Source organism: Arthrobacter sp. YD2 (assembly GCF_030410475.1).
Classification (GTDB): Bacteria; Actinomycetota; Actinomycetes; order Actinomycetales; family Micrococcaceae; genus Arthrobacter_B; species Arthrobacter_B zhangbolii.
Window position 1 is genome coordinate 911831 of the sequence record NZ_JAUHHB010000002.1, and the last position, 20365, is coordinate 932195.

17 protein-coding genes and 1 tRNA gene are annotated in these 20365 nt (G+C 65.5%); 3 read left to right on the forward strand and 15 right to left on the reverse strand.

All coding sequences use genetic code 11. The annotated features are described in order from the left end of the window. Positions 1-218 precede the first annotated feature (218 nt). Positions 219-2027 carry an AMP-dependent synthetase/ligase gene (locus tag QWJ37_RS10865; protein WP_227902313.1) on the forward strand — a complete coding sequence of 603 codons (1809 nt, stop codon included), beginning with the start codon at positions 219-221 and terminating at the stop codon, positions 2025-2027. A 36-nt stretch (positions 2028-2063) separates the two neighbouring features. Here the strand turns inward: QWJ37_RS10865 and QWJ37_RS10870 are convergent, their stop codons facing one another. Continuing rightward, positions 2064-3491, reverse strand: coding sequence for a mycothione reductase (locus QWJ37_RS10870; RefSeq protein WP_290245267.1), 1428 nt, complete (start codon positions 3489-3491; stop codon positions 2064-2066). A 9-nt stretch (positions 3492-3500) separates the two neighbouring features. Beyond that, positions 3501-6917 (reverse strand): pyruvate carboxylase, encoded by a 3417-nt coding sequence (locus QWJ37_RS10875; protein ID WP_290245268.1) that lies wholly within the window; start codon positions 6915-6917, stop codon positions 3501-3503. A 263-nt stretch (positions 6918-7180) separates the two neighbouring features. On the opposite strand from QWJ37_RS10875, the gene QWJ37_RS10880 reads away from it, so the two are divergent. Then, positions 7181-8023: a ParA family protein gene (locus QWJ37_RS10880; RefSeq protein ID WP_227902316.1), complete on the forward strand. Its 843-nt coding sequence runs from the start codon at positions 7181-7183 to the stop codon at positions 8021-8023. A gap of 86 nt (positions 8024-8109) precedes the next feature. Here the strand turns inward: QWJ37_RS10880 and QWJ37_RS10885 are convergent, their stop codons facing one another. From QWJ37_RS10885 to QWJ37_RS10910, 6 genes are all read right to left on the reverse strand, one after another. Continuing rightward, positions 8110-8691 (reverse strand): MerR family transcriptional regulator, encoded by a 582-nt coding sequence (locus tag QWJ37_RS10885; RefSeq protein ID WP_227902317.1) that lies wholly within the window; start codon positions 8689-8691, stop codon positions 8110-8112. A gap of 186 nt (positions 8692-8877) precedes the next feature. Further along, positions 8878-9378, reverse strand: a complete 501-nt coding sequence (locus QWJ37_RS10890; protein WP_227928056.1) for a bifunctional nuclease family protein — start codon at positions 9376-9378, stop codon at positions 8878-8880. A 3-nt stretch (positions 9379-9381) separates the two neighbouring features. Further along, positions 9382-10131 (reverse strand): MerR family transcriptional regulator, encoded by a 750-nt coding sequence (locus tag QWJ37_RS10895; RefSeq protein WP_227902319.1) that lies wholly within the window; start codon positions 10129-10131, stop codon positions 9382-9384. Between the two features lie 31 nt (positions 10132-10162). After that, the gene (locus tag QWJ37_RS10900) at positions 10163-10639 is read right to left on the reverse strand and encodes an FHA domain-containing protein (protein ID WP_227902320.1); all 477 of its coding nucleotides are present in this window, start codon (positions 10637-10639) and stop codon (positions 10163-10165) included. Between the two features lie 200 nt (positions 10640-10839). Further along, complete coding sequence (locus QWJ37_RS10905) at positions 10840-11595, reverse strand: VOC family protein (RefSeq protein ID WP_227902321.1); 756 nt, start codon at positions 11593-11595, stop codon at positions 10840-10842. A gap of 175 nt (positions 11596-11770) precedes the next feature. Then, positions 11771-12889, reverse strand: a complete 1119-nt coding sequence (locus tag QWJ37_RS10910; RefSeq protein WP_290245269.1) for a PQQ-dependent sugar dehydrogenase — start codon at positions 12887-12889, stop codon at positions 11771-11773. A 265-nt stretch (positions 12890-13154) separates the two neighbouring features. Between QWJ37_RS10910 and QWJ37_RS10915 the strand changes: the two genes are divergently transcribed. Further along, the gene (locus QWJ37_RS10915; RefSeq protein ID WP_290245270.1) at positions 13155-13718 is read left to right on the forward strand and encodes an alpha/beta fold hydrolase; all 564 of its coding nucleotides are present in this window, start codon (positions 13155-13157) and stop codon (positions 13716-13718) included. A 104-nt stretch (positions 13719-13822) separates the two neighbouring features. Here QWJ37_RS10915 and QWJ37_RS10920 read toward each other — a convergent pair. The 7 genes from QWJ37_RS10920 to QWJ37_RS10950 all read right to left on the reverse strand — a co-directional run bounded on the left by QWJ37_RS10920 (position 13823) and on the right by QWJ37_RS10950 (position 20347). Further along, a tRNA-Pro gene (locus QWJ37_RS10920) sits at positions 13823-13896 on the reverse strand. Positions 13897-14126: 230 nt separating this feature from the next. After that, positions 14127-15689, reverse strand: coding sequence for a ribosome biogenesis GTPase Der (gene der / locus QWJ37_RS10925; RefSeq protein WP_227902324.1), 1563 nt, complete (start codon positions 15687-15689; stop codon positions 14127-14129). Between the two features lie 171 nt (positions 15690-15860). Beyond that, positions 15861-16562: a (d)CMP kinase gene (gene cmk / locus QWJ37_RS10930; protein WP_227902325.1), complete on the reverse strand. Its 702-nt coding sequence runs from the start codon at positions 16560-16562 to the stop codon at positions 15861-15863. Continuing rightward, positions 16559-17668 (reverse strand): prephenate dehydrogenase, encoded by a 1110-nt coding sequence (locus QWJ37_RS10935; protein WP_290245271.1) that lies wholly within the window; start codon positions 17666-17668, stop codon positions 16559-16561. Before QWJ37_RS10935 ends, cmk begins: the two co-directional genes overlap by 4 nt. A 4-nt stretch (positions 17669-17672) precedes the next feature. After that, positions 17673-18872: a pseudouridine synthase gene (locus tag QWJ37_RS10940; protein WP_227902327.1), complete on the reverse strand. Its 1200-nt coding sequence runs from the start codon at positions 18870-18872 to the stop codon at positions 17673-17675. Between the two features lie 24 nt (positions 18873-18896). Then, a complete protein-coding gene (gene scpB, locus QWJ37_RS10945) occupies positions 18897-19538 on the reverse strand; it encodes an SMC-Scp complex subunit ScpB (RefSeq protein ID WP_227902328.1) in 642 nt (213 codons plus the stop codon). After that, positions 19535-20347: a segregation/condensation protein A gene (locus QWJ37_RS10950; protein ID WP_227902350.1), complete on the reverse strand. Its 813-nt coding sequence runs from the start codon at positions 20345-20347 to the stop codon at positions 19535-19537. The genes scpB and QWJ37_RS10950 overlap by 4 nt, the downstream gene beginning before the upstream one ends. Between the last annotated feature and the right edge of the window lie 18 nt (positions 20348-20365).

The window sequence follows — 20365 nt, forward strand, 5'->3', positions numbered from 1 at the left end:
GGGCTCGGCAGGGCCGAGACGGCGCTGCAGGGGTGTGGGAACGGAACGGGGCACGGAAACTGGCGTTAAGGGAGGCATCAGAAACCTATTCTAAGGAAACAGCAAGAGCGGTGACGCAAAAGTTATAGATCCGCAAGGTTACCGACGGGTACAAGAGTGTGATCTAGGTTATAGGCTGACAGTGCCTACGGGCCCACCCGGATATCAAAGGAGCTATCGTGCGAGAATTCAGCGTTCCCGTCCTAGCGGAATCCCCGCCGCAGACAAACATCACCAACATGCTGCTGGACCAGGCAGCAAAGCCGAGCAATCCGGCACTTTTTGCCGTACGGGACGGGCAGGGTGAGTGGCAGCGGATCAGCGCCACGGAGTTCACCAAGGATGTCAGCGCCCTCGCGAAGGGCTTTATGGCCTCCGGCGTGAAGGCAGGCGACCGGGTCGCCATTATGTCCCGCACCCGGTACGAGTGGACCCTGGTGGACTTCGCCCTCTGGTTCGCCGGAGCCGTCTCCGTTCCGGTGTACGAGACCTCCTCCCCTTCACAGGTCGCCTGGATCCTCAGCGACTCCGGTGCCGTCGGCATTGTGGTGGAAGCTCCGCGGCACGAGAACATTGTCCGTCAGGCTGCAGCCGACGAGGACCTCTCAGGGGTTGCCAACGTCTGGCAGATCGACGGCGGCGGCCTCGACACACTGCGGACTGCAGGCGCCTCGATCAGTGACGAGGATCTCGACGCCCGCCGGGCCACGGCACACATGGATGACCTCGCCACCATCATCTACACCTCCGGCACCACGGGTAAGCCCAAGGGCTGCGAGCTCACCCACGGCAACTTCGTGAACCTGTCCAAAAACTCCGAGCTCGCCGAGCCCGAAGTGGCCCGCGAAGGGTCCCAGACCATCATGTTCCTCCCGCTGGCACACGTGCTGGCCCGGTTCATTTCGGTGCTTAGCGTGGCCACCGGCGCCACGGTGGCGCATACACCGGACGTCAAGAACCTGCTCCCCGATCTGCAGAGTTTCAAACCGACCTTCATCCTGGTGGTCCCCCGCGTACTGGAAAAGGTCTTCAACGCTTCCATGCTCAAGGCCGAGGACGGCGGCAAGGGCAAGATCTTCCATGCCGGCGTTGCCACCGCCGTGGAATGGTCCAAGGCCAAGCAGGAAGGAAAGGTGCCGCTGGGCCTGAAGCTCAAGCACGCCCTGTTCGACCGGCTGCTGTATGGAAAGATCCGCGAGGCCATGGGCGGCCGGGTGGAGTACGCCGTCTCCGGCGGAGCGCCCCTGGGTGAGCGGCTGGGACACTTCTTCCATGGCATCGGGCTGCTGGTCCTGGAAGGCTACGGCCTTACCGAGACCACTGCCCCGCTGACCACCAACACCCCGCAGCTGGTCAAGCTGGGCACGGTGGGTGCCCCGCTTCCCGGCAACAGTGTCCGGATCGCCGACGATGGTGAGATCCTCGCCAAGGGCATCAGCGTTATGAAGGGCTACTACAAGCGCCCCGACCTCATGGGTGAAACCTTCACCGACGGCTGGTTCCACACCGGCGATATCGGCGAGCTTGATGCCGACGGCTTCCTGAAGATCACCGGCCGCAAGAAGGAAATCATCGTGACGGCCGGCGGCAAGAACGTAGTGCCGTCCCAGCTGGAGGATTCCATCCGGTCCAGCGCCATCGTCTCCCAGTGTGTGGTGGTGGGTGATGCCAAGCCGTTCATCTCCGCACTGATCACCATCGATGAAGAGGCACTTCCGGGCTGGCTGGAACGGAACAAGCTGCGCGCCGGCATGACGGTGAGCGAGGTTGCCGCCACTGACGAACTGCAGACGGAACTGCAGGGCATTGTGGACCGGGCCAACAAGAAGGTCTCCCAGGCTGAGGCCATCAAGGTCTTCCGGGTAGTGCCCACCGACTTCACCGAGACCAGCGGGCACCTGACCCCGTCCCTGAAGATCAAGCGCGCCCAGGTGCTGCGGGACTTCTCGGAGGTTATCGACGACATCTACAGCGGTCAGCGCGTCTGATCCTGCACGGCTTGAAGCCGGGCAGCGGCCCCTCGACTAGAGGCGGTTCCTGCCCGGCTTTTCCGTTGTCTTCAGGGACAGCAAGGCGTTTTCCACTACCTCGGTCAGTGCCGGGTGAATCCAGTACTGGCCCCGGGCCATGGTGGCCGCGTCCAGACCGAACTCCATGGCCTGGATGAGCGGCTGGATCAGCATGGACGCCTCGTGGCCCATGATGTGCGCGCCGAGCAGGCGGCCGCTCTCCTTCTCCGCCAGCAGTTTCACGAAACCGGTGGAGTCCTCCATGGCCCAGCCATACGCCGTCGAGCCGTATTCCTGCACGGCCAGCGCCAGTTCCACGCCGCGGGCCTCAGTATCGGTGCAGGCCTCTTCCTCCGTCATTCCCACACTGGCAATCTGCGGGCTGCTGAAGACGGCGGCCGGGACAAAGCGGTGATCCGCCTTCCGCAGGTCATCCGGATGGACCAGGTTATGTGAAACCACCCGTGCCTCATGGTTGGCAACGTGCTTGAGCTGGTAGTCGCTGCTGACATCCCCCAGCGCCCAGACACCGGGGACCGGGGCGCCGGAGGACAGCACCCGGCCGTACCCGTCCACGGCCAGCCGGCCGTCCTCCCGGGTATCGAAACCGGCTGCAGCTACGTCCAGCCTGTCCGTATTGGGCACCCGTCCGGTGGCGGCAAGCACCAGGTCCACGTCGAGTTCCTGCGTTCCTGCCGGCCCGGAAAGCACCACGTGCACGGAACCGTCAGCGTTTTCCTTGAGCGAGTCCACCGTGGTGTTCAACTGCAGGTTCCACTGCTTGGCCGCTTCGGCGGTGAAGCGCTCGGATACTGTCTCGTCCAGTGAACGCAGCATCGCCCCCGAACGGACTGCAACGGTCACCTCCGTACCGAAGGCAGCGAAGACGAACCCGAACTCCGCGGCGATGTACCCGCCGCCGATGATGAGCACCCGGCGGGGCAGCTCATCCACACGCATGACGGTATCGGAGGTGTGCACCTGTGGCAGGTCCATGCCCGGGGTATCGGGCAGGACCGGGCGTGAGCCGGCAGCCACCACTATATGATCGGCGGTGATTTTCTCACCGGTAGCGGTGACCAGGGAATGCGGCGAAGTGAAGCGGACGTATTCGCTGTACAGCGTGACGTTCTCCAGCTCTTCGGCCCGGTAACGCCTGCCACCCTCCGAGATGGCGTCTATGCGGGTAAAAATCCGGTCCCGGATATCGCGCCAGCGCACCCCGGCCAGCGGCGCATCCACGCCCAGCCGGGCGCCGTCGGTCACGGCGGCCGCCAGCTGGGCGGGATACACAAACATCTTGGTGGGAATGCACCCGACGTTCAGGCAGGTACCCCCGAACGTTCCTCCGTCGATGACTGCCACCCGCTTGCCGTCCCAGTCAGGGGTGATCAGTGAATTGCCGGAGCCTGAGCCGATGATGGCGAGATCAAAATGGGTCACGCCATCAGTCTACTCAGCCTGGGGATTTCCCTTAGGGGTGATCACCAGCAGCAAATCACCGCCCTGGACCTGTTCCACCTGCGAAATGGCCACCCGTTCGATGGTGCCGGCGATCGGTGCCGTAATGGAGGCCTCCATCTTCATGGCCTCAATGGTGGCAACCGTCTCGCCCGCAGCAACTTCGGTGCCCTCCTTGACCGTGACAGTCACCGCGCCGGCGAACGGCGCTGCGACATGTCCGGGCTCGGCCGGATCCGCCCGCTCCGCTGATTTCTCCGAGGTCTCAATGCTGCGGTCCCGCACCAGGACCGGGCGCATCTGCCCGTTCAGCGTGGTCATGACCGTCCGCATGCCCTTCTCATCCGGTTCAGATACGGCGTCGAGCGTGGCTATCAGGCGCACGCCCTTTTCGAGTTCAATAACGTGCTCTTCCCCACGGCGCAGCCCGTACAGGTAGTCACGTGTTTCCAGCACGGACACGTCGCCGTAGGTTTCCCGGACAGTGGCGAACTCCTTGGCGGGGCCGGCGAAAAGCAGGCGGTTGAGCGTTTCCTGCCGGGTTGCCGAATCCGCGTTCAGTCCCGCCCTGTCCACCTCGGTGAGTTCGACGTCGCGTGCCCTGACCTTGCGACCCTGCAGCGCCTTGGTCCGGAAGGGTTCCGGCCAGCCTCCGGGAGGGTCGCCCAGTTCGCCGCTCAGGAAGCCGATCACCGAATCGGGAATGTCGTAATTCTGCGGGTTCTCTTCAAAGTCCTCCGGGGAGACGTTCGATCCGACCAGCTGCAGGGCCAGATCCCCCACTACCTTCGAGGAGGGCGTGACCTTCACCAGGCGGCCGAGAATGCGGTCCGCGGCAGTGTACATATCCTCGATGGCTTCGAACCGCTCCCCCAGTCCCAGGGCAATGGCCTGCTGGCGGAGGTTGGACAGCTGGCCGCCGGGGATTTCGTGCCGGTACACCCGCCCGGTGGGGCCGGCCAGACCGGACTCGAAGGGTGAGTACACCCGGCGGACGGCTTCCCAGTACGGTTCCAAGGCGCCCACCGCGTCCAGGCTGATACCGGTGTCCCTGTCGGTATTGGTCAGTGATGCCACCAGCGAGGACATGGAGGGCTGGCTGGTGGTTCCGGCCAGCGGGGCGCTGGCCACGTCCACGGCGTCCACACCGGCGTCCGCTGCCGCCAGCAGGGTGGCCAGCTGGCCGCCTGCGGTGTCATGGGTATGCAGGTGTACCGGCAGGTCAAAGCGTTCCCGCAGGGCGGAGACAAGCTTGGCGGCAGCAGCCGGGCGCAGCAGGCCGGCCATGTCCTTGATAGCCAGGATGTGGGCGCCGGCGTCGACCATGCGCTGGGCCAGATCCAGATAGTAGTCCAGCGTGTAGAGCTCTTCCTTGGGGTCCAGAAGGTCACCGGTGTAGCAGAGGGCAACCTCGGCTACCGCGGTTCCCGTGTTCCGCACCGCCCGGATGGCCGGTTCCATCTGCGAGACGTCATTGAGCGCATCGAAGATCCGGAAGATATCAACACCGGTGGCGGCTGCCTCTTCCACGAAAGCCTCGGTGACTTCCGTGGGGTAGGGCGTGTAGCCCACCGTGTTCCGTCCGCGCAGCAGCATCTGGATGCAGACGTTGGGCAGTTCGTGGCGCAGCGCGGCCAAACGTTCCCACGGGTCTTCGCCGAGGAAGCGGAGCGCAACATCGTAAGTGGCACCGCCCCAGGCTTCCACGGAGAACAGTTCGGGCGTCAGGGCAGCTACCGCCGGAGCTGCTGCGGTCAGGTCCCGGGTACGGACCCGGGTGGCGAGCAGGGACTGGTGGGCGTCCCGGAATGTGGTGTCCGTGACCGCCAGGGCCGTGCGCTGCCGAAGGTCTGCGGCGAAGCCCTCCGGCCCCAGTTCAAGCAGCCGCTGCCGTGAGCCCGGCCGTACTTCCGGCAGGTCGTCGGGAAGCTTCTCCGCCGGGTCGCTGTGCAGCACTGCTTCTCCATGCGGCTTATTAACTGTGACGTCAGCAAGCCAGTTCAGCAGCTTGGTACCGCGATCTGCTGAACCGCGGGCATTAAGCAGTTCCGGGCGCTCCTCGATGAAGGACGTAGCCACATCCCCGGCAACAAAATCCGGATCGTCCAGCACGGCCTGCAGGAAGGAGATATTGGTGGCGACACCGCGGATCCGGAACTCCGCAAGTGCCCGGCGGGCACGGTTCACGGCCACCGGGTAGGTCCGGCCACGGCACGTCAGTTTCACCAGCATGGAGTCAAAGTGCGGACTGATTTCCGCACCGGCGTATACGGTGCCGCCGTCGAGCCGCACCCCGGCGCCACCGGCTGAGCGGTAGGCGCTGATCCGGCCGACGTCGGGCCGGAACCCGTTGGCGGGGTCCTCGGTGGTGATGCGGCACTGCAGGGCGGCCCCGCGGATCTGCAGCTCATCCTGGAACAGGCCCAGATCAGCCAGCGTTTCCCCGGCTGCGATGCGCAGCTGGGACTGGACAATATCGACGTCGGTGATTTCCTCGGTGACGGTGTGTTCCACCTGCACGCGCGGGTTCATTTCAATGAACACGTGCTGGCCGGCCCGCTCGCCCACCGTATCCACGAGGAACTCCACGGTGCCCGCATTCACGTATTTCAGCGCCTTGGCGAACTTCACCGCATCCCGGTACAGAGCCTGGCGGATGTTCTCGTCCAGGTTCGGTGCGGGGGCAATTTCCACCACCTTCTGGTGCCGGCGCTGCAGTGAGCAGTCCCGCTCGAACAGGTGAACGATGTTGCCTTCAGCATCCGCGAGGATCTGAACCTCAATGTGCCGGGGCCGAAGGACTGCCTGCTCGAGGAACACCGTGGGGTCGCCGAAGGCGGTTTCCGCCTCCCGCATCGCCGCGGCGAGGGCTTCGGGCAGCTTGTCCTTGCTGTCCACCCGCCGCATGCCGCGTCCGCCGCCGCCGGCCACGGCCTTGACGAAGATCGGGAAACCGATGGCGTCAGCCTCCGCCAGCAGCTCGTCGGGGTCTGCGCTCGGCGCCGTGGACCGCAGAACCGGGATGCCGGCTTCCCTGGCGGCGTTCAGTGCGTGCACCTTATGCCCGGCCAGCTCCAGAATGTCCGCCGCCGGCCCCACAAAGGTGATGCCGGCGTCGGCTGCAGCCCGGGCCAGATGCGAGTTCTCGGACAGGAAGCCGTACCCGGGATAGATCGCGTCGCAGCCGGATTCCTTGGCCACCCGGATAATTTCATCCACATCCAGGTACGCCCGGACCGGGTGGCCCTCCTCGCCGATCAGGTAGGCCTCGTCGGCCTTCTGCCGGTGAATGGAGTTCCGGTCCTCGTGGGGAAACACGGCCACCGTCTTCGCACCGAGCTCATATGCGGCACGGAACGCCCGAATGGCGATTTCGCCCCGGTTCGCTACCAATATCTTCGAGAACATGGGTCTCCTGCATCGTTGCGGTGGGGCACCAGGACAGTACCGCCATTAACGGATTTTACCCACGGCAGTTGCTGGCAAGCGTGAAAAATACCGGTTGCAGCCGGTAGGCGCAGCACGGAACCGCCGTGGTGGATATCACAGTGTGCCACCAGTGTAAGCGCCACCCCTGCAAAAGGGCGCTGCCAAGGTAACAGGCGTCCGTCACATAGAATGAGGGTGCAGCCTCCAGTGATCCCTAGACACGTTAGGTTTTGGTTCAACAAGTGCAAGTAGTGAGCATCAGCAGCCTGAAGGGCGGCGTCGGTAAAACCTCCGTCACGCTGGGCCTGGCATCCGCCGCGCTGGCCGCAGGCATTCCGACGCTCGTCGTGGACCTGGACCCGCATGCAGATGCGACCACCGGCCTGGGTGTCAGCGCCGGCAGCCAGCTTGGCATCGGCGAAATGCTTCGCAACCCCCGCCGGGTGCAGCTGGCCGACCAGGTGGTACCCAGCGGCTGGGTGGAAAACGCCCGCCGGCTCGCCAAGAACCCGGCCGGCCGGAAACCTGTCCTGGACGTAGCCATGGGTTCCGCCTACTCGGGGATCTATGACCGCCCCGACCTCGGCAAACGCGACCTTCGGCGCCTGACAAACCTGCTGTCCCGGGTCACCGGCTACGGTCTGGTCCTGATCGACTGCCCGCCGTCACTGAACGGCCTGACCCGGATGGCGTGGACGGCCAGCAACCGCGTCCTGCTTGTTGCCGAGCCCGGCCTCTTCTCAGTAGCAGGCACCGAACGCACCATGCGTGCCCTGGACCTGTTCAGGGAGGAGTTCGCACCGAACCTGGCCCCCGCTGGCATCATCGCCAACCGGGTGCGGCCCAGTTCCAACGAGCATGTGTTCCGTCTGGCCGAGATGAAGCAGATGTTCGGCGATCTCCTGCTGAGCCCGACCATCGCCGAACAGGCCAACTGGCAGCAGATCCAGGGTGCCGCGCATTCGGTCCACCACTGGCCGGGCGAATCCGCCAAGCAGGCTGCGGGCACTTTTGATGCCCTGGTCAAGAACCTGATGGATACCGGCAGCGTCCGCAACCGCGTGATGCGCCGGCCCGTGGGCTAACAGCTGCGCAGACTGACAAACGGAAGGGCACCCCGCGGGGTGCCCTTCCTTTTGTCTAAGGCTTCTGTGGCCGGTTCTTTCCCTGGCTAGCTGATTTTGCGGGCGATACGCCGCTGGCTCAGTTCGTCTCCGGGAAACTCGTTGACGTGCTCGCTGGGCAGCTGGGCGAGGCTGCCCTCCACTTCACGCCAGACACGGCCCACGGCAATGCCGAATACGCCCTGGCCGCCCTGCACCAGGTCAATGACTTCATCTGCGGAGGTGCACTCGTACACGCTTGCACCGTCACTCATCAGGGTGATCTGGGCCAGGTCCTCGACGCCGCGTTCCCGCAGGTGTTCCACGGCGGTACGGATCTGCTGGAGGGACACCCCGGTATCCAGGAGGCGCTTAACCACCTTCAGGACAAGAATGTCCCGGAAGCTGTAGAGGCGCTGGGTGCCGGAGCCTGCGGCACCCCGCACGGCCGGCTCAACGAGTCCCGTCCGCGCCCAGTAATCCAGCTGGCGGTAGGTGATGCCGGCCGCCTTGCAGGCTGTAGGGCCGCGGTACCCGGCGTCCTCGTCCAGGACGGGAAGGTCTTCGGTGAACAGCAAGCCCTGGGCACTGTGGGGCGGGATGCTCCCTGGTACACCGGCACGCTCGCCGGCGTCGCCTTTCGGACTCACGTGTGCCTCCTAATAACGGTTCCCCTGGGGGTCGGCACGGGCCGGAGCAATCGGGGTTTTCAGTCTCCCCCGAGAACTCCCCCGATGCAATGGGAACTCTATGCTTCGACGTTAGAACCGACTGGCACCAAGGTCAAAGACGCAGGGGTTTTTGCCGCGGCGTGTCGGAGCCGGGCAGGTAATCCGTTAGTGCTCGAAGTCCTCGGGTTCAACATCGGCCAGGAATTCACGGAACTGCCGCATCTCCTGTTCCGCGTTGTCCTGCTCTTCTTCGCTGGCCTCGGACTCGTCGGTCTCCGCAATCCGCACTCCGGCCTCGTCAAGCACTGCATCCGCGCAGTAGATCGGGCAGGGCACCCGCAGCGCAACGGCTATGGCGTCCGAAGCCCGGGAATTCACTGCCGTGCCGTCCTCAAAAACAATCTCCGCGTGGAAGACGGTGTCCTCCACCGAGATCAGCCGGACCTGGGTGACGGTGCGCTTCAGGGCCCGGATCAGGTTCACGAGCAGGTCATGGGTCATCGGCCGCGGTGGAACTATCCCCTGCTGCACAAAGGCGATCGCGCTGGCCTCGGGTGCTCCGATCCAGATGGGCAGGTGCCGTTCCCCGTTGACTTCCTTCAGGAGGACCAGCGGCTGGTTGGATGGCAGTTCAATCCGCACGCCCACTACTTCGATTTCCTGCATGGGTTAGGCCTCCATCCGGGCGATTTGGCCCTGGACCAGAGCGCTGTGCAGGCTCAGGCACAGGTCACTGATCTCGCGGGCTGTTTCAGCGGCACGTGCCTTGGACGCCACGTCGCGGCGGGAGGCAACGGGGGCGACCACGCGTTCCACCAGTCCCAGCTCACGGTCGGCGGCCGCCCGGAATGGGCGCAGGTGGCGGGGCTCGATGCCGTGGGCCTCAAGCTGGACGCAGGCCTTCGCCACCTTGAGCGCATGTTCGTCATAGCGTTCATCCGTGGCATTAATCAGCCCGTAGCTGGCGAGGCTGTGCACAAGGTCACTGCTGGCGCCGGATTCCCGGACCAGTTCCGCGAAGGTCAGTGTCCGGGCACGGGCGCGTGCCGCAAGTTCTCCGGCCAGCTGGTCCGACACCGCACGCGGGGCAAGGGACATTCCGCCGGGCAGCGACTCGGGACGTTCACCCCGGTCGATGGCGTCAAGATAGTCCTTGATGACCTTCAACGGCAGGTACTGGTCCCGCTGAAGCGCCAGGACAAACCGGAGCCGTTCAACGTCCGCCGTGGTGTACTTGCGGTAGCCAGCCGCGGTGCGCTGGGGCGTTACCAGGCCCTTTTCCTCCAGGAAACGGATCTTGGACGCACTGATGGCCGGAAAATCACCGCTCAGCTCGCCGAGGACCTCGCCAATGTTCAGCACCCTGCCGCGCAGCCGCTCCGGTCCGGGGGTACGCCTGACGGACTGTGATGCTGACATGTCTACTACCTTATCTGCCCTGCGCCCGGAGCTACGCCTGGGTCCGGGCAGATGCCGGCCGTGCAGCATAAAAAGTCAGCCGGAATTTCCCGATCTGCACTTCGCTGCCCGTGCGCAGCAGCACACTGTCCACCCGGTCATTGTTGACGTACGTACCGTTCAGGCTCATTGAATCGACCACCCGGAATCCTTCCGGTGTACGGCGGAACTCGACATGCTTGCGGGAGACGGTGACGTCATCGAGGAACACATCTGCATTGGGATGCCGGCCGGCGGTGGTCACATCCTGGTCCAGCAGGAAGCGGGCACCGGCGTTGGGTCCGCTGTGGGCAATCAGCAAGGCTGATCCTGCCGGAAGAGCGGCGACGGCGGCGCGCTCGTCCGGGGTCAGCTTCGGCTCCACCGATGTGGAGTCGGAAATCGGGGGAAGACTGATGGATGTGGTGTCTTCTCCGCCTGGTGCCTGTCGGTTGTCCGCTCGTTCGGCACTGTACTGCTCGCCCGCCATGTGCAAATCCTCCCCAAAATGAAAACTGATCAGCCGGGGTATCCCTGGCTGATCCGGTTCCAGCGACTGTTTCTGCCTTACCTGCTGTATTAGCCTACCCGCTGCAGGCCCTTGGCGGCACTGGCGATTCCGCTGGGGAAAACTATATGTCCTTGTCCGGGCGTTCCTCCGGCAGCCGCCGCGGTCCGTCCGCACCCTACTCACCCCGGTTCGGGCGTCTGCTGGTGGTGGATCAGTTCAGCCCGTCCATCGCGGACAATGTAGCCGGACAGCATTACAGCCGAATATTCCTCCCCGTCCCGACTGCCCGTGAACCGGTAGGCCAGGGTCGCCGTATCAGCGGTGACCCAGTGCCGGAAAGGGTCCATCCGGACGGTGTCCCAGGGAGCCGCGGCCGTGATCGCGGCAACACACTCCCCTTTGTTCAGCACCGCACCCGGAACTATCACCACGGCGTCCGGGTGCAGGAGTTCCCGGTAGGCGGGCGCGCCCTCAACCGCGAGTCTGCGCTCCAGCCGAAGGAGCTCCTCACGGGCCAGCTCCGGCGGAACGGCCCTGCCTTCACCGGGACCGGCCACCCATTGGACCATTTGGATGATCAGGCCGTTCGGATCCCGGTACTGGGCAAAGCGTTCACCCCACGGCTCGGTTTCCGGTGGCGTGACCACTTCCGCCCCGGCGTCCCGCAGTTGCGCATGGGCTGCGTCGAGATTGTCCACCTCGTGCACCAGCAGTAGGCCCTCGCGGGCACGGCCGGCGGCTTCGGCGGGCTTGAAGGTGGGCAGCCCGGTGCGGAGGAAAATGATGTTGGACCCGCCGTCGGGGTGGCGAAGGGAGAAAAACCCGTCATCTTCCATGTCCACGGCGTAGCCCAAGTGCTCTATCAGGAATCGGGCGGAGGCTTCGGGGTCCGGAACGTTGAGCGAAACGGCAAACGAAGAGATTTTTTCCGGCATGGCTGTCCTTCCAGTTTCTTGTCGGGCTCGCTCCGGGACGCCAGCAGCCCGCACGGGGGCCGGTCAGCAGACAGATGTAAGGCTAGGCTTCCGGGGGCGGCGCGGGAAGAGCGGCACAGAGCGTGCCGGAACGGAAGCCGGTCGCGGCCTGGATGAAGAGGGCCTGCCTACAGCTTTAATCCGGCGGCTCCATGCGCAGTATGCGGTCATCATCGGGACCTGGCTTTCCGCGGCCATCGGTGTTGTTTGTCAGCACCCACAGGCTGCCGTCGGGAGCATTCACCACATCGCGCAACCGGCCGTGTTCGCCGGTGAAGTAGTCCGTGGACGTCCCGGGGCCCGCCAGCGGCACCTGCCGGAGACGTTCCCCGCGCAGGTTGGCGATGTAGGCGGATTCCTTCACGACGGCGATGCCGCTCGGGCTGGCAACATCGGGAGCCCACTGCTGCACCGGGTCGATGAAGCCTGCCTCACCTGCCATGCCTTCCACCTCCGGCCATCCGTAGTTGCCGCCGGGCTCAATCACGTTGAGCTCGTCCCAGGTGTCCTGACCGAACTCACTGGCGTAAAGAATGCCGTCGGCATCCCAGCCAATCCCCTGCGGATTGCGGTGCCCGTAGCTGTAGACGAGGGACCCGGGCAACGGATTGTCCGCAGGGACTGTGCCGTCGGCCGCCATCCGCAGGATCTTGCCAGCCAACGATTCCAGGTCCTGGGCGCTGTCCCGGTCTCCGGCGTCGCCCGTGGTGGCATACAGCATGCCGTCGGGACCGAACGCGAGGCGCCCGCCGTTATGGACCCGGCCTGCGGGAATGCCCTCCACTACGGTCGCCGGGGGCCCCAAACCCCAAGACCCGGCGTCCCCGCTTAGTTCCCGCCGGTCAATCCGGTTCTCCTCCCCGGCGGTCAGGTACGTAAAGAGGACGCCATCCTGCACGGCAATCCCGAGGAGCCCGCCTTCTCGGCTGCCGGCTGATTCGGCAATACTGCCCACCTCGTAGGTAGTCCCGTCAGGGTTCACCGACAGGATGCGGCCGGTATCCCGCTCGCTGATCAGCGCGGTGCTGCCGGCGAACGCAACGGACCACGGAGCGTCGAGTCCGGTGGCGATGGTTTCAGCTGTGGCGGCACCGGCGGACGATTCGTCGGTGGACAGTCCACCGGCGCCGTCCGGGCCGGCGGTACAGGCAGCAGCGGCCAGGACAGTGAGCACCATCGCGGCCGGGCGGAGGTAACGGCGTCGGAGTGTGCGTCCGGGTACGTTCCGGTCTGCCGTCCCGGGTCCACCGTTCATCCCGGGCGTACCTGGGAACTGTAGCCGCGTCATTGTCCGAACCTAACCGGGCGGGGAGCCCTCCGGAAGGCCGGCAGACGGAAAGCCGCCTTGCCCCGGCGACTGTGCGCATCTGGCGGAGTGCCCCGGAGGCGCGGAGAATCGGTCCTAGGGTTTTTGGCGGGCCGCTGGAGCGCCCGACGGCGGAGCGTGGTGAGCGGGCGCCCAGCCCCTACCTCTCTCCCCCAGCCATACGAACCCGCTCCCAACAAACATTGGAGCCAAGATGGAGATTCTCTTCGTCCATGGTGCCGGCGGATGGATGGATGACCAGCCGTTGGCAGCGGAACTGCGTAACCGGCTGAACGTCCCCGTGGTTATGCCCGAATTTCCCGAAGAGGACATGTCCGCTGCCCAGTGGCGCCGCGAATTGGAGCGCTGGCTCACGTCGATGGAACCGGGTGCGGTGGTGGTGGGGCACTCCTTCGGTGCGTCCATGGCCCTGCTGCACTATGCGGATGAGAGCGGGGCCGAAGAAGGCGGGGCCGACGATGGCTTGGCCGATAATGACAGGGCGCCCGCTCCCCTGGGCCTGGTGCTCCTGGCGACGCCGGCATGGGGCACCGAAGGATGGCAGGCCGAGTACGCACTGCCGCCAGCGGCGCAGCTGCGGCTTCCCGTCCGGCTGCATCACTGCCGTGACGACGACGTGGTGCCCTTTGCCCACCTTGAGCGGCTCGCTGAGCGAATACCCCATGCCGCCGTTCGCAGGCACGCAACCGGTGGCCACCAGTTTGAGGGCCGCATGGGTGCCATTGCCGAGGACGTGGCGGCGCTGGGGAACCTGTGATCCGGCACGGCCCGTCGGTACGCCGCTGACCGACAGATGTCGCTAAACGGCAGGCCGTTTAACGACAAAAGCCCGGCAGAACTCTCGTTCCGCCAGGCTATCTGTCGGGTTGACAGGATTTGAACCTGCGACCCCTTGACCCCCAGTCAAGTGCGCTACCAAGCTGCGCCACAACCCGTTACCCGCCCGGTTTATTTCCGGCCGAACCAACTCGAATACTCTACATCATAAGCAGCGAAAGTCCCGAATCGGGTCCGCCGCCGCGACGGAACCCGGTTCATAGTGCAGGTACTGCTCCCCCAAAGGGTGCCGGAGGACGCGTACTGCGCAATGAAAGCCCAGACTCCCCGGGATACGGAAACGGGCCTGTCCCCTAGGGAAAAGCCCGTTACCGTATCGGCGGTGAAATTAGCGCCGGCTGTTCTTGCCGCGCTTTTCGCGCACACGCATGGACACCTCAATGGGTGTTCCTTCGAAGCCGAAGGTTTCGCGCAGGCGGCGGGTAATGAAGCGGCGGTACCCCGGGTCCAGGAAACCTGTGGTGAACAGGACGAACTTCGGCGGGCGGGAGGATGCCTGGGTGCCGAAGAGGATACGGGGCTGCTTGCCGCCGCGGACAGGGTGCGGGTGCGCCGCCACCAGCTCGCCCAGGAAGGCGTTGAGCTTGCCGGTGGGGATGCGCTTGTCCCAGCTTTCCAGGGCGGTGTCCAGTGCGGGCACCAGCTTGTCCTTGTGCCAGCCGGTCTTGGCCGAGATGTTCACGTGCGGGGCCCACTCCACGTGGGCCAGGTCGCGCTCGATCTCCGTCTTGAGGTAGCGGCGGCGGTCGTCGTCGAGCAGGTCCCACTTGTTGAAGGCCAGGACCAGTGCGCGGCCGGATTCGATCGCCAGCTGCAGGATACGGACATCCTGTTCGCTAAGGACCTCATCGACGGCCAGGAGCACCACGGCAACCTCGGCCTTTTCCAGGGCAGCCTGCGTACGCAGCGAAGCATAGAAATCCGCACCCTGGGCCATGTGCTGGCGGCGGCGGATGCCGGCGGTATCCACGAAGCGCCAGGTGCGCCCGCCGAGTTCAACCATTTCATCCACCGGGTCGCGGGTGGTCCCGGCCAGGTCATCAACGACGACGCGTTCGGAGCCTGCCAGCTTGTTCAGCAGCGAGGACTTGCCCACGTTCGGGCGTCCGATCAGGGCGATGCGGCGGGGACCGCCGGAGCGGTCCAATCCGCCGTAGGCCGAGTACTCGGGCAGGACGTCCATCACGGCATCAAGCATGTCGCCCGTGCCGCGGCCGTGCAGGGCCGAGACCGGGTACGGTTCGCCGAAGCCCAGTGCCCAGAGAGCAGACGCGTCGGCTTCGTTCTGGATGTCATCAACCTTGTTGGCAACAACAATGACCGGCTTCTTCTTGCCGCGCAGCATCCGCACCACGGCTTCATCGGTGGCGGTGATGCCTACTGTTGCATCCACCACCAGCATGACGGCGTCGGCGTGGTCGACGGCGATCTCGGCCTGGTCCGCCACCCGGGCGTGGATGCCGCGGGCATCATGCTCCCAGCCGCCCGTGTCCACCAGGGTGAAGTTCACGCCGTTCCAGGTCGCCGGGTAGGACACCCGGTCACGGGTAACGCCCGGAGTATCTTCCACCACCGCTTCGCGGCGGCCCAGGATGCGGTTGACCAGCGTGGACTTGCCGACATTCGGCCGTCCCACAATGGCTACGACCGGATCCTGGCGCAGGGGCGCGTCTTCGTCGTATTCCTCAAAGCCGCCGGCAAGCAGGGCGGCGTCTTCCTCGTCGAGTTCGTAGTCCTCAAGGCCGGCCCGGAGGGAGCGGGCGCGGATCTCCGCCTCGTCGTCGTCCATTGCCGCCAGGCGCTCGTTGATCGAGTCTTCTCCTACGGGGATGTATTCATCCGTGGAGGTCCCGTCACCGGCGGTGTCGTCGTTGAGAGGTTTGCCGTTCATAGAATTGCTTTCTTTCCGTTGAGGTCTGCAGCACTGTGCATACAGGCCGTCTCCGGACGTTCAGCCCGGTAAGTGCAGGGGAAGATCCGTGCGGCATTGCCGCAGGGACCCACCTCCCATTGAAACACGGGCCGGAGCCCGCGGGTGCTGCCGGGGTTCCCGGCGTCGGTGTTAGTGGGTGCTGCTGAAAACGACGTCGAGCACGGCCGCGACCGTCTCTTCGAAATCCAGGTCCGAGGAGTCGATGGTGGTGACGCCGTCGGCTGCCTGCTGGAAATCCACCACCGTGGAATCCTTGGCGTCGCGGACCAGCACCTGTTCCTTCAGTGCAGCCGCGCTCTGGGTCCCCCCGAGCTGGATGCCGCGACGGCGGAGCCGGGCTTCCTCGCTGGCGGTGAGGAGGATGCGCACTTCGGCGTGGGGTGCCACCACAGTGGTAATGTCGCGGCCTTCGGCCACAATCCGCAGACCGGAGTCCCGGATCAGCTGCTGCTGGCGGCGGACCAGTTCGGCCCTGGCGCCCAGCGTCGTGGCCACGGCGCTGACGGAGGAGGAGACCGAGGGTTCGCGGATGGCGTCAGTGACGTCACGGCCGCTGACCCGGACCCATTCCTCGTTCGGGGACATGCTCAGGGCAATATCGGCTGTCTCCGCAGCGGCTTCCACAGCCACGGAGTCGGTCAGGTCGATACCCGCTTCCATGCAGGAGAGCGTGACGGCGCGGTACATGGCACCGGTGTCGAGGTAGGCGGCGTGCAGCCGGCGGGCCACTTCACGGCTGATGCTGGACTTGCCGGAGCCGGACGGGCCGTCAATGGCCACCACCAGGGGCTTGCCCTGCCGGAACTGGGCCGGATCAATATTCGAACTCACTGCACTACCTTCCACCCGCGGGCGCTTAATTCAGAAACCAGATCATTTACCCGGCCGGGGAGCACGGAGATTTCCGCCCGCCCCACCTGCCGACCGGAGGAATGCTCCAGCCGCAGATCCTCCAGGTTGACGCCGATCTCCCCAATCTCGGTAAGGAGGCGGGCAATCTGACCCGGGGTGTCATCCACCAGGACCGTGAAGGAGACAAAGGACTGGGCCGGCCCGCCGTGCTTGCCCGGAATCCGGGCCTGGCCCACGTTGCCCTCGGCGATGAGCTGCGCCATGTCCAGCCGGGCACCGTCCGCCACCGGATCCTCCAGCGTGCGGATCAGCCGGTTCAGGTCCTCCCGCACGCCGTGCAGGATGGGTACCAGCCGCCCGGCGTTGCCGCTGAGGATCTGCACCCACAGGTTTGGATCGCTGGCCGCTATCCGGGTCACGTCCCGCAGGCCGTTGCCGGACAGGGCCAGGGACTGCGAGGGGGTTTCCTGCAGCCGGCTGGCGACCAGGGACGCCATCACCTGGGGCAGGTGCGAGGTCAGCGCCACGGAGGCATCATGGTCCTCCGCCGACATCCGCGACACTACGGCTCCCAGGTCATAGGCCATGGCCTCGGCCCTGCGCACCGCATTCGGGGTTGCTTCCTCCGGCGCGCAGATAACCCACGGCATCCCGTTGAACAGTTCAGCCCGTGCAGCCACCGGCCCGGATTTCTCCCGGCCGGCCATGGGATGGGTGCCAACGTAACGGCTCAGGTCCGCGCCGCTGGAGCGCAGATCGGTCAGCACAGCAGACTTCACACTCGCAATATCAACAACGACGGCGTCAGGCCAGTCCTTCAACGCGGCCGCAGCCAGCGAAGCGGTGACATCCGGCGGAGCGGCAACCACTACGAGAGAGGGCGCAAAGGCGGCCTCTACGGAACGCAGCAGGCGCCCGGCGCCAATGTCCCGGGCAACGGCTTCAGTGGAGGGCGAGAGGTCCGAGAGGACAACGTCGAGGTCCCGGGCACGGAGCCCCAGGCCGATGCTCGTGCCCAGCAGTCCCGTACCGATAATCAGTACGGATCCGGACAGGTGTGTGCCCCCGTCAGCGGCGTCGGCCATGTCCCTAGAGCCCTACGGAAGCGAGCAGGTGTCCCACCTCGCCGCGGCCGAGAACGCGGATGCTGCCCTGACGCTGGTCCCCCAGGCTGATCGGGCCGATCTTGGTGCGGACCAGGCGCTCCACCGGGTGCCCGACGGCGTCGAACAGCCGGCGGACAATACGGTTACGGCCCGAGTGCAGTACCACCTCTACCAGGATGTGCCCGGGCGTGGAGTCGACCAGTTTGAAGGAGTCCACCTTCTGGAAACCGTCCTCCAGCTCGATGCCTTCGCGCATCTGGGCTCCCACGCCCTGCCCCATCGGGCCGCGGACCTGGACCAGGTACGTCTTGGGCACCTCGAAGGACGGGTGGGTCAGACGGTTGGTGAGCTCGCCGTCATTGGTCAGCAGCAGCAGACCCTCGGTCTCGTTGTCCAGGCGGCCCACATGGAAGAGGCGCTCATGCTTGCTGCTGGGCTTCAGGTAATCGCTGATGCAGGGACGGCCTTCGGGATCCTCCATGGTGGAGATGACGCCGCGGGGCTTGTTGAAGACGTAGTACTTCAGGTTTTCGTCCAGCTGCAGGCGCATGCCGTCCACATGGATGGCCACCGTGGCGGGATCAACGCGGACGCCAAGCTCGGTGACGACTTCGCCGTCCACCTCCACGCGGCCTTCCGCGATCATTTCCTCGCACACGCGGCGGGAGGCGACGCCGGCGCTGGCCATTACCTTCTGCAGGCGGATGCCCTCGGGGTTGTGGTGCTCGGAGATTACCGGTGCGGCGGGACGCCGCGTGGTGGAACGGCGGACCGGGCCCAGGTTCTGGCCGAATCGCTCGTTGCGGAAGGCACGGTCACCGCTCTTGCGCTGACCGGCCTGGGGGCCGCCGAACTTGCCGGCACCGGACTTGGCACCGCCGGAACGGGCACCCGCACCGGACTTCGGCGCACCGGACTTGGGGGCAGATTTGCCGGGCGTCGGGCCGAAGGCCTTTACGGCGTCGGACTTGAACTTCTCGGGCCGCACCTCGGGTGCGGGACGGTAGCCGTTGGCGCGCTCTTCGCCCTTTTTCAGGCCGGAGGCGGAGCGGGGGCCGCCGGAGCGCGGCGAAGCGGGCTTGGAGCCGCGGCCGAAGCCCTTGCCGCCGGCGGGACCACCGGCACTGCGTCCGCCGCCGCGCGGGGTATTGCGGCCGGATCCGGAACGGGGTGCTGGTGTCATGAGTAAGTCCTTTGGGTGTAGCGGTTAATAAGTAGTGTCTTCATATTCGGCCAGGTTTTCCAGCCCGGGCAGGTGCGGTGCAATCTGCGGAAGTTCGTCGAGGCTGCCCAGACCGAGCCGTTCCAGGAAGTACGGCGTAGTGCGGTACAGCAGCGAACCGGTTTCCGGTTCGGTGCCGGCATCGACGATCAATCCACGCTGTACCAGCGTGCGGACCACCGAATCGACGTTTACTCCCCGGATCGCGGAGACCCGGGCCCGGGAGACGGGCTGCCGATAGGCAATAACCGCCAATGTTTCCAGTGCGGCCTGCGACAGCCGTGCACTCTGGCCTTCCAGTACAAACTTCGACACAACGGGCGCATAGTCAGCGCGGGAAAAAATCCGCCATCCGCCTGCAACATCGCGGAGTTCAAAACCACGCGGTGCGCCCTCGGGTCCATCCCCAGTATAGCCGTCATACTCACGGCGCAGTTCCTCCAGTGCCCGGAGCACCTCAGCCTCCGGCACCTCGAGCACCGCGGCCAGTTCAGCAGGCGCCACCGGTTCGTCCACCACCATCAGCACCGCTTCCACCGCCGGCTTCACTCCGCCGGGCAGCGCAGCCCCGTCCGGGGCGTCGCCGGGAACGGTGCGTGCTGCCGAATCATGCTGCTCTGCCGTCATGTCAGAATCCTTTCACTACCGGCACTGCTCTCGCCGGTGCCGGCGTATTCATCAGCCGGAACCAAGGCAACCGCGGATTCCGGGTCTCCGCCGGTCCAGGTGATCCGCAGCTCTCCCAGCGGAGCATCCTGGTCAAAGCTGACCGCTCCGTCCCGGAACAGCTCCAGCAGCGCCAGGAACCGGGCCACCGCCACAGGCCCGTCGGCATCCGAGACCAGCTCGGCAAACGTAGCCGCGCCCTGGTCAAACAGCCTGCCGGCCAGGATGCGGCTCTGCTCCCGGACGCTGGTTTTAGGCGCGTGCAGATGATCCAGGCCCACCGTTGGGGGCTGCTCGTCCCGGGGCTGGAGGGCACGGGCGGCAAGCTCGGCGAACTGCTGCGGTGTGGTGCGCCAGATCAGTTCGGGCAGCATGGCCGCAAAACGGGGTTCCAGGCTTACCTGACGGGGGAAGCGCCTGGCTTCCTCGGTGAGCCGCTCCCCCATCAACCGCGCCATTTCCCGAAACGCCTTGTACTGCAGCAGGCGAGCGAAGAGCAGGTCGCGGGCCTCGAGCAGGGCAACGTCTTCTTCGTCTTCGACATCTCCGGCCGGCAGCAGGCGCGCAGCCTTGAGGTCCAGAAGCGTGGCTGCGATGACGAGGAATTCGCTCGCCTCGTCCAGCGCCACCTCCGGGCCGGTGCCGAAAAGCTCGCGGATGTAGCCCAGGAACTCATCCGTGACCGCGGCGAGGGCTATCTCGGTGATGTCCAGCTCGTGCTTGGAGATCAGCCCCAGCAGCACATCGAAGGGCCCGGTGAAGTTTGTCAGGCGTACTTCAAAGCCACC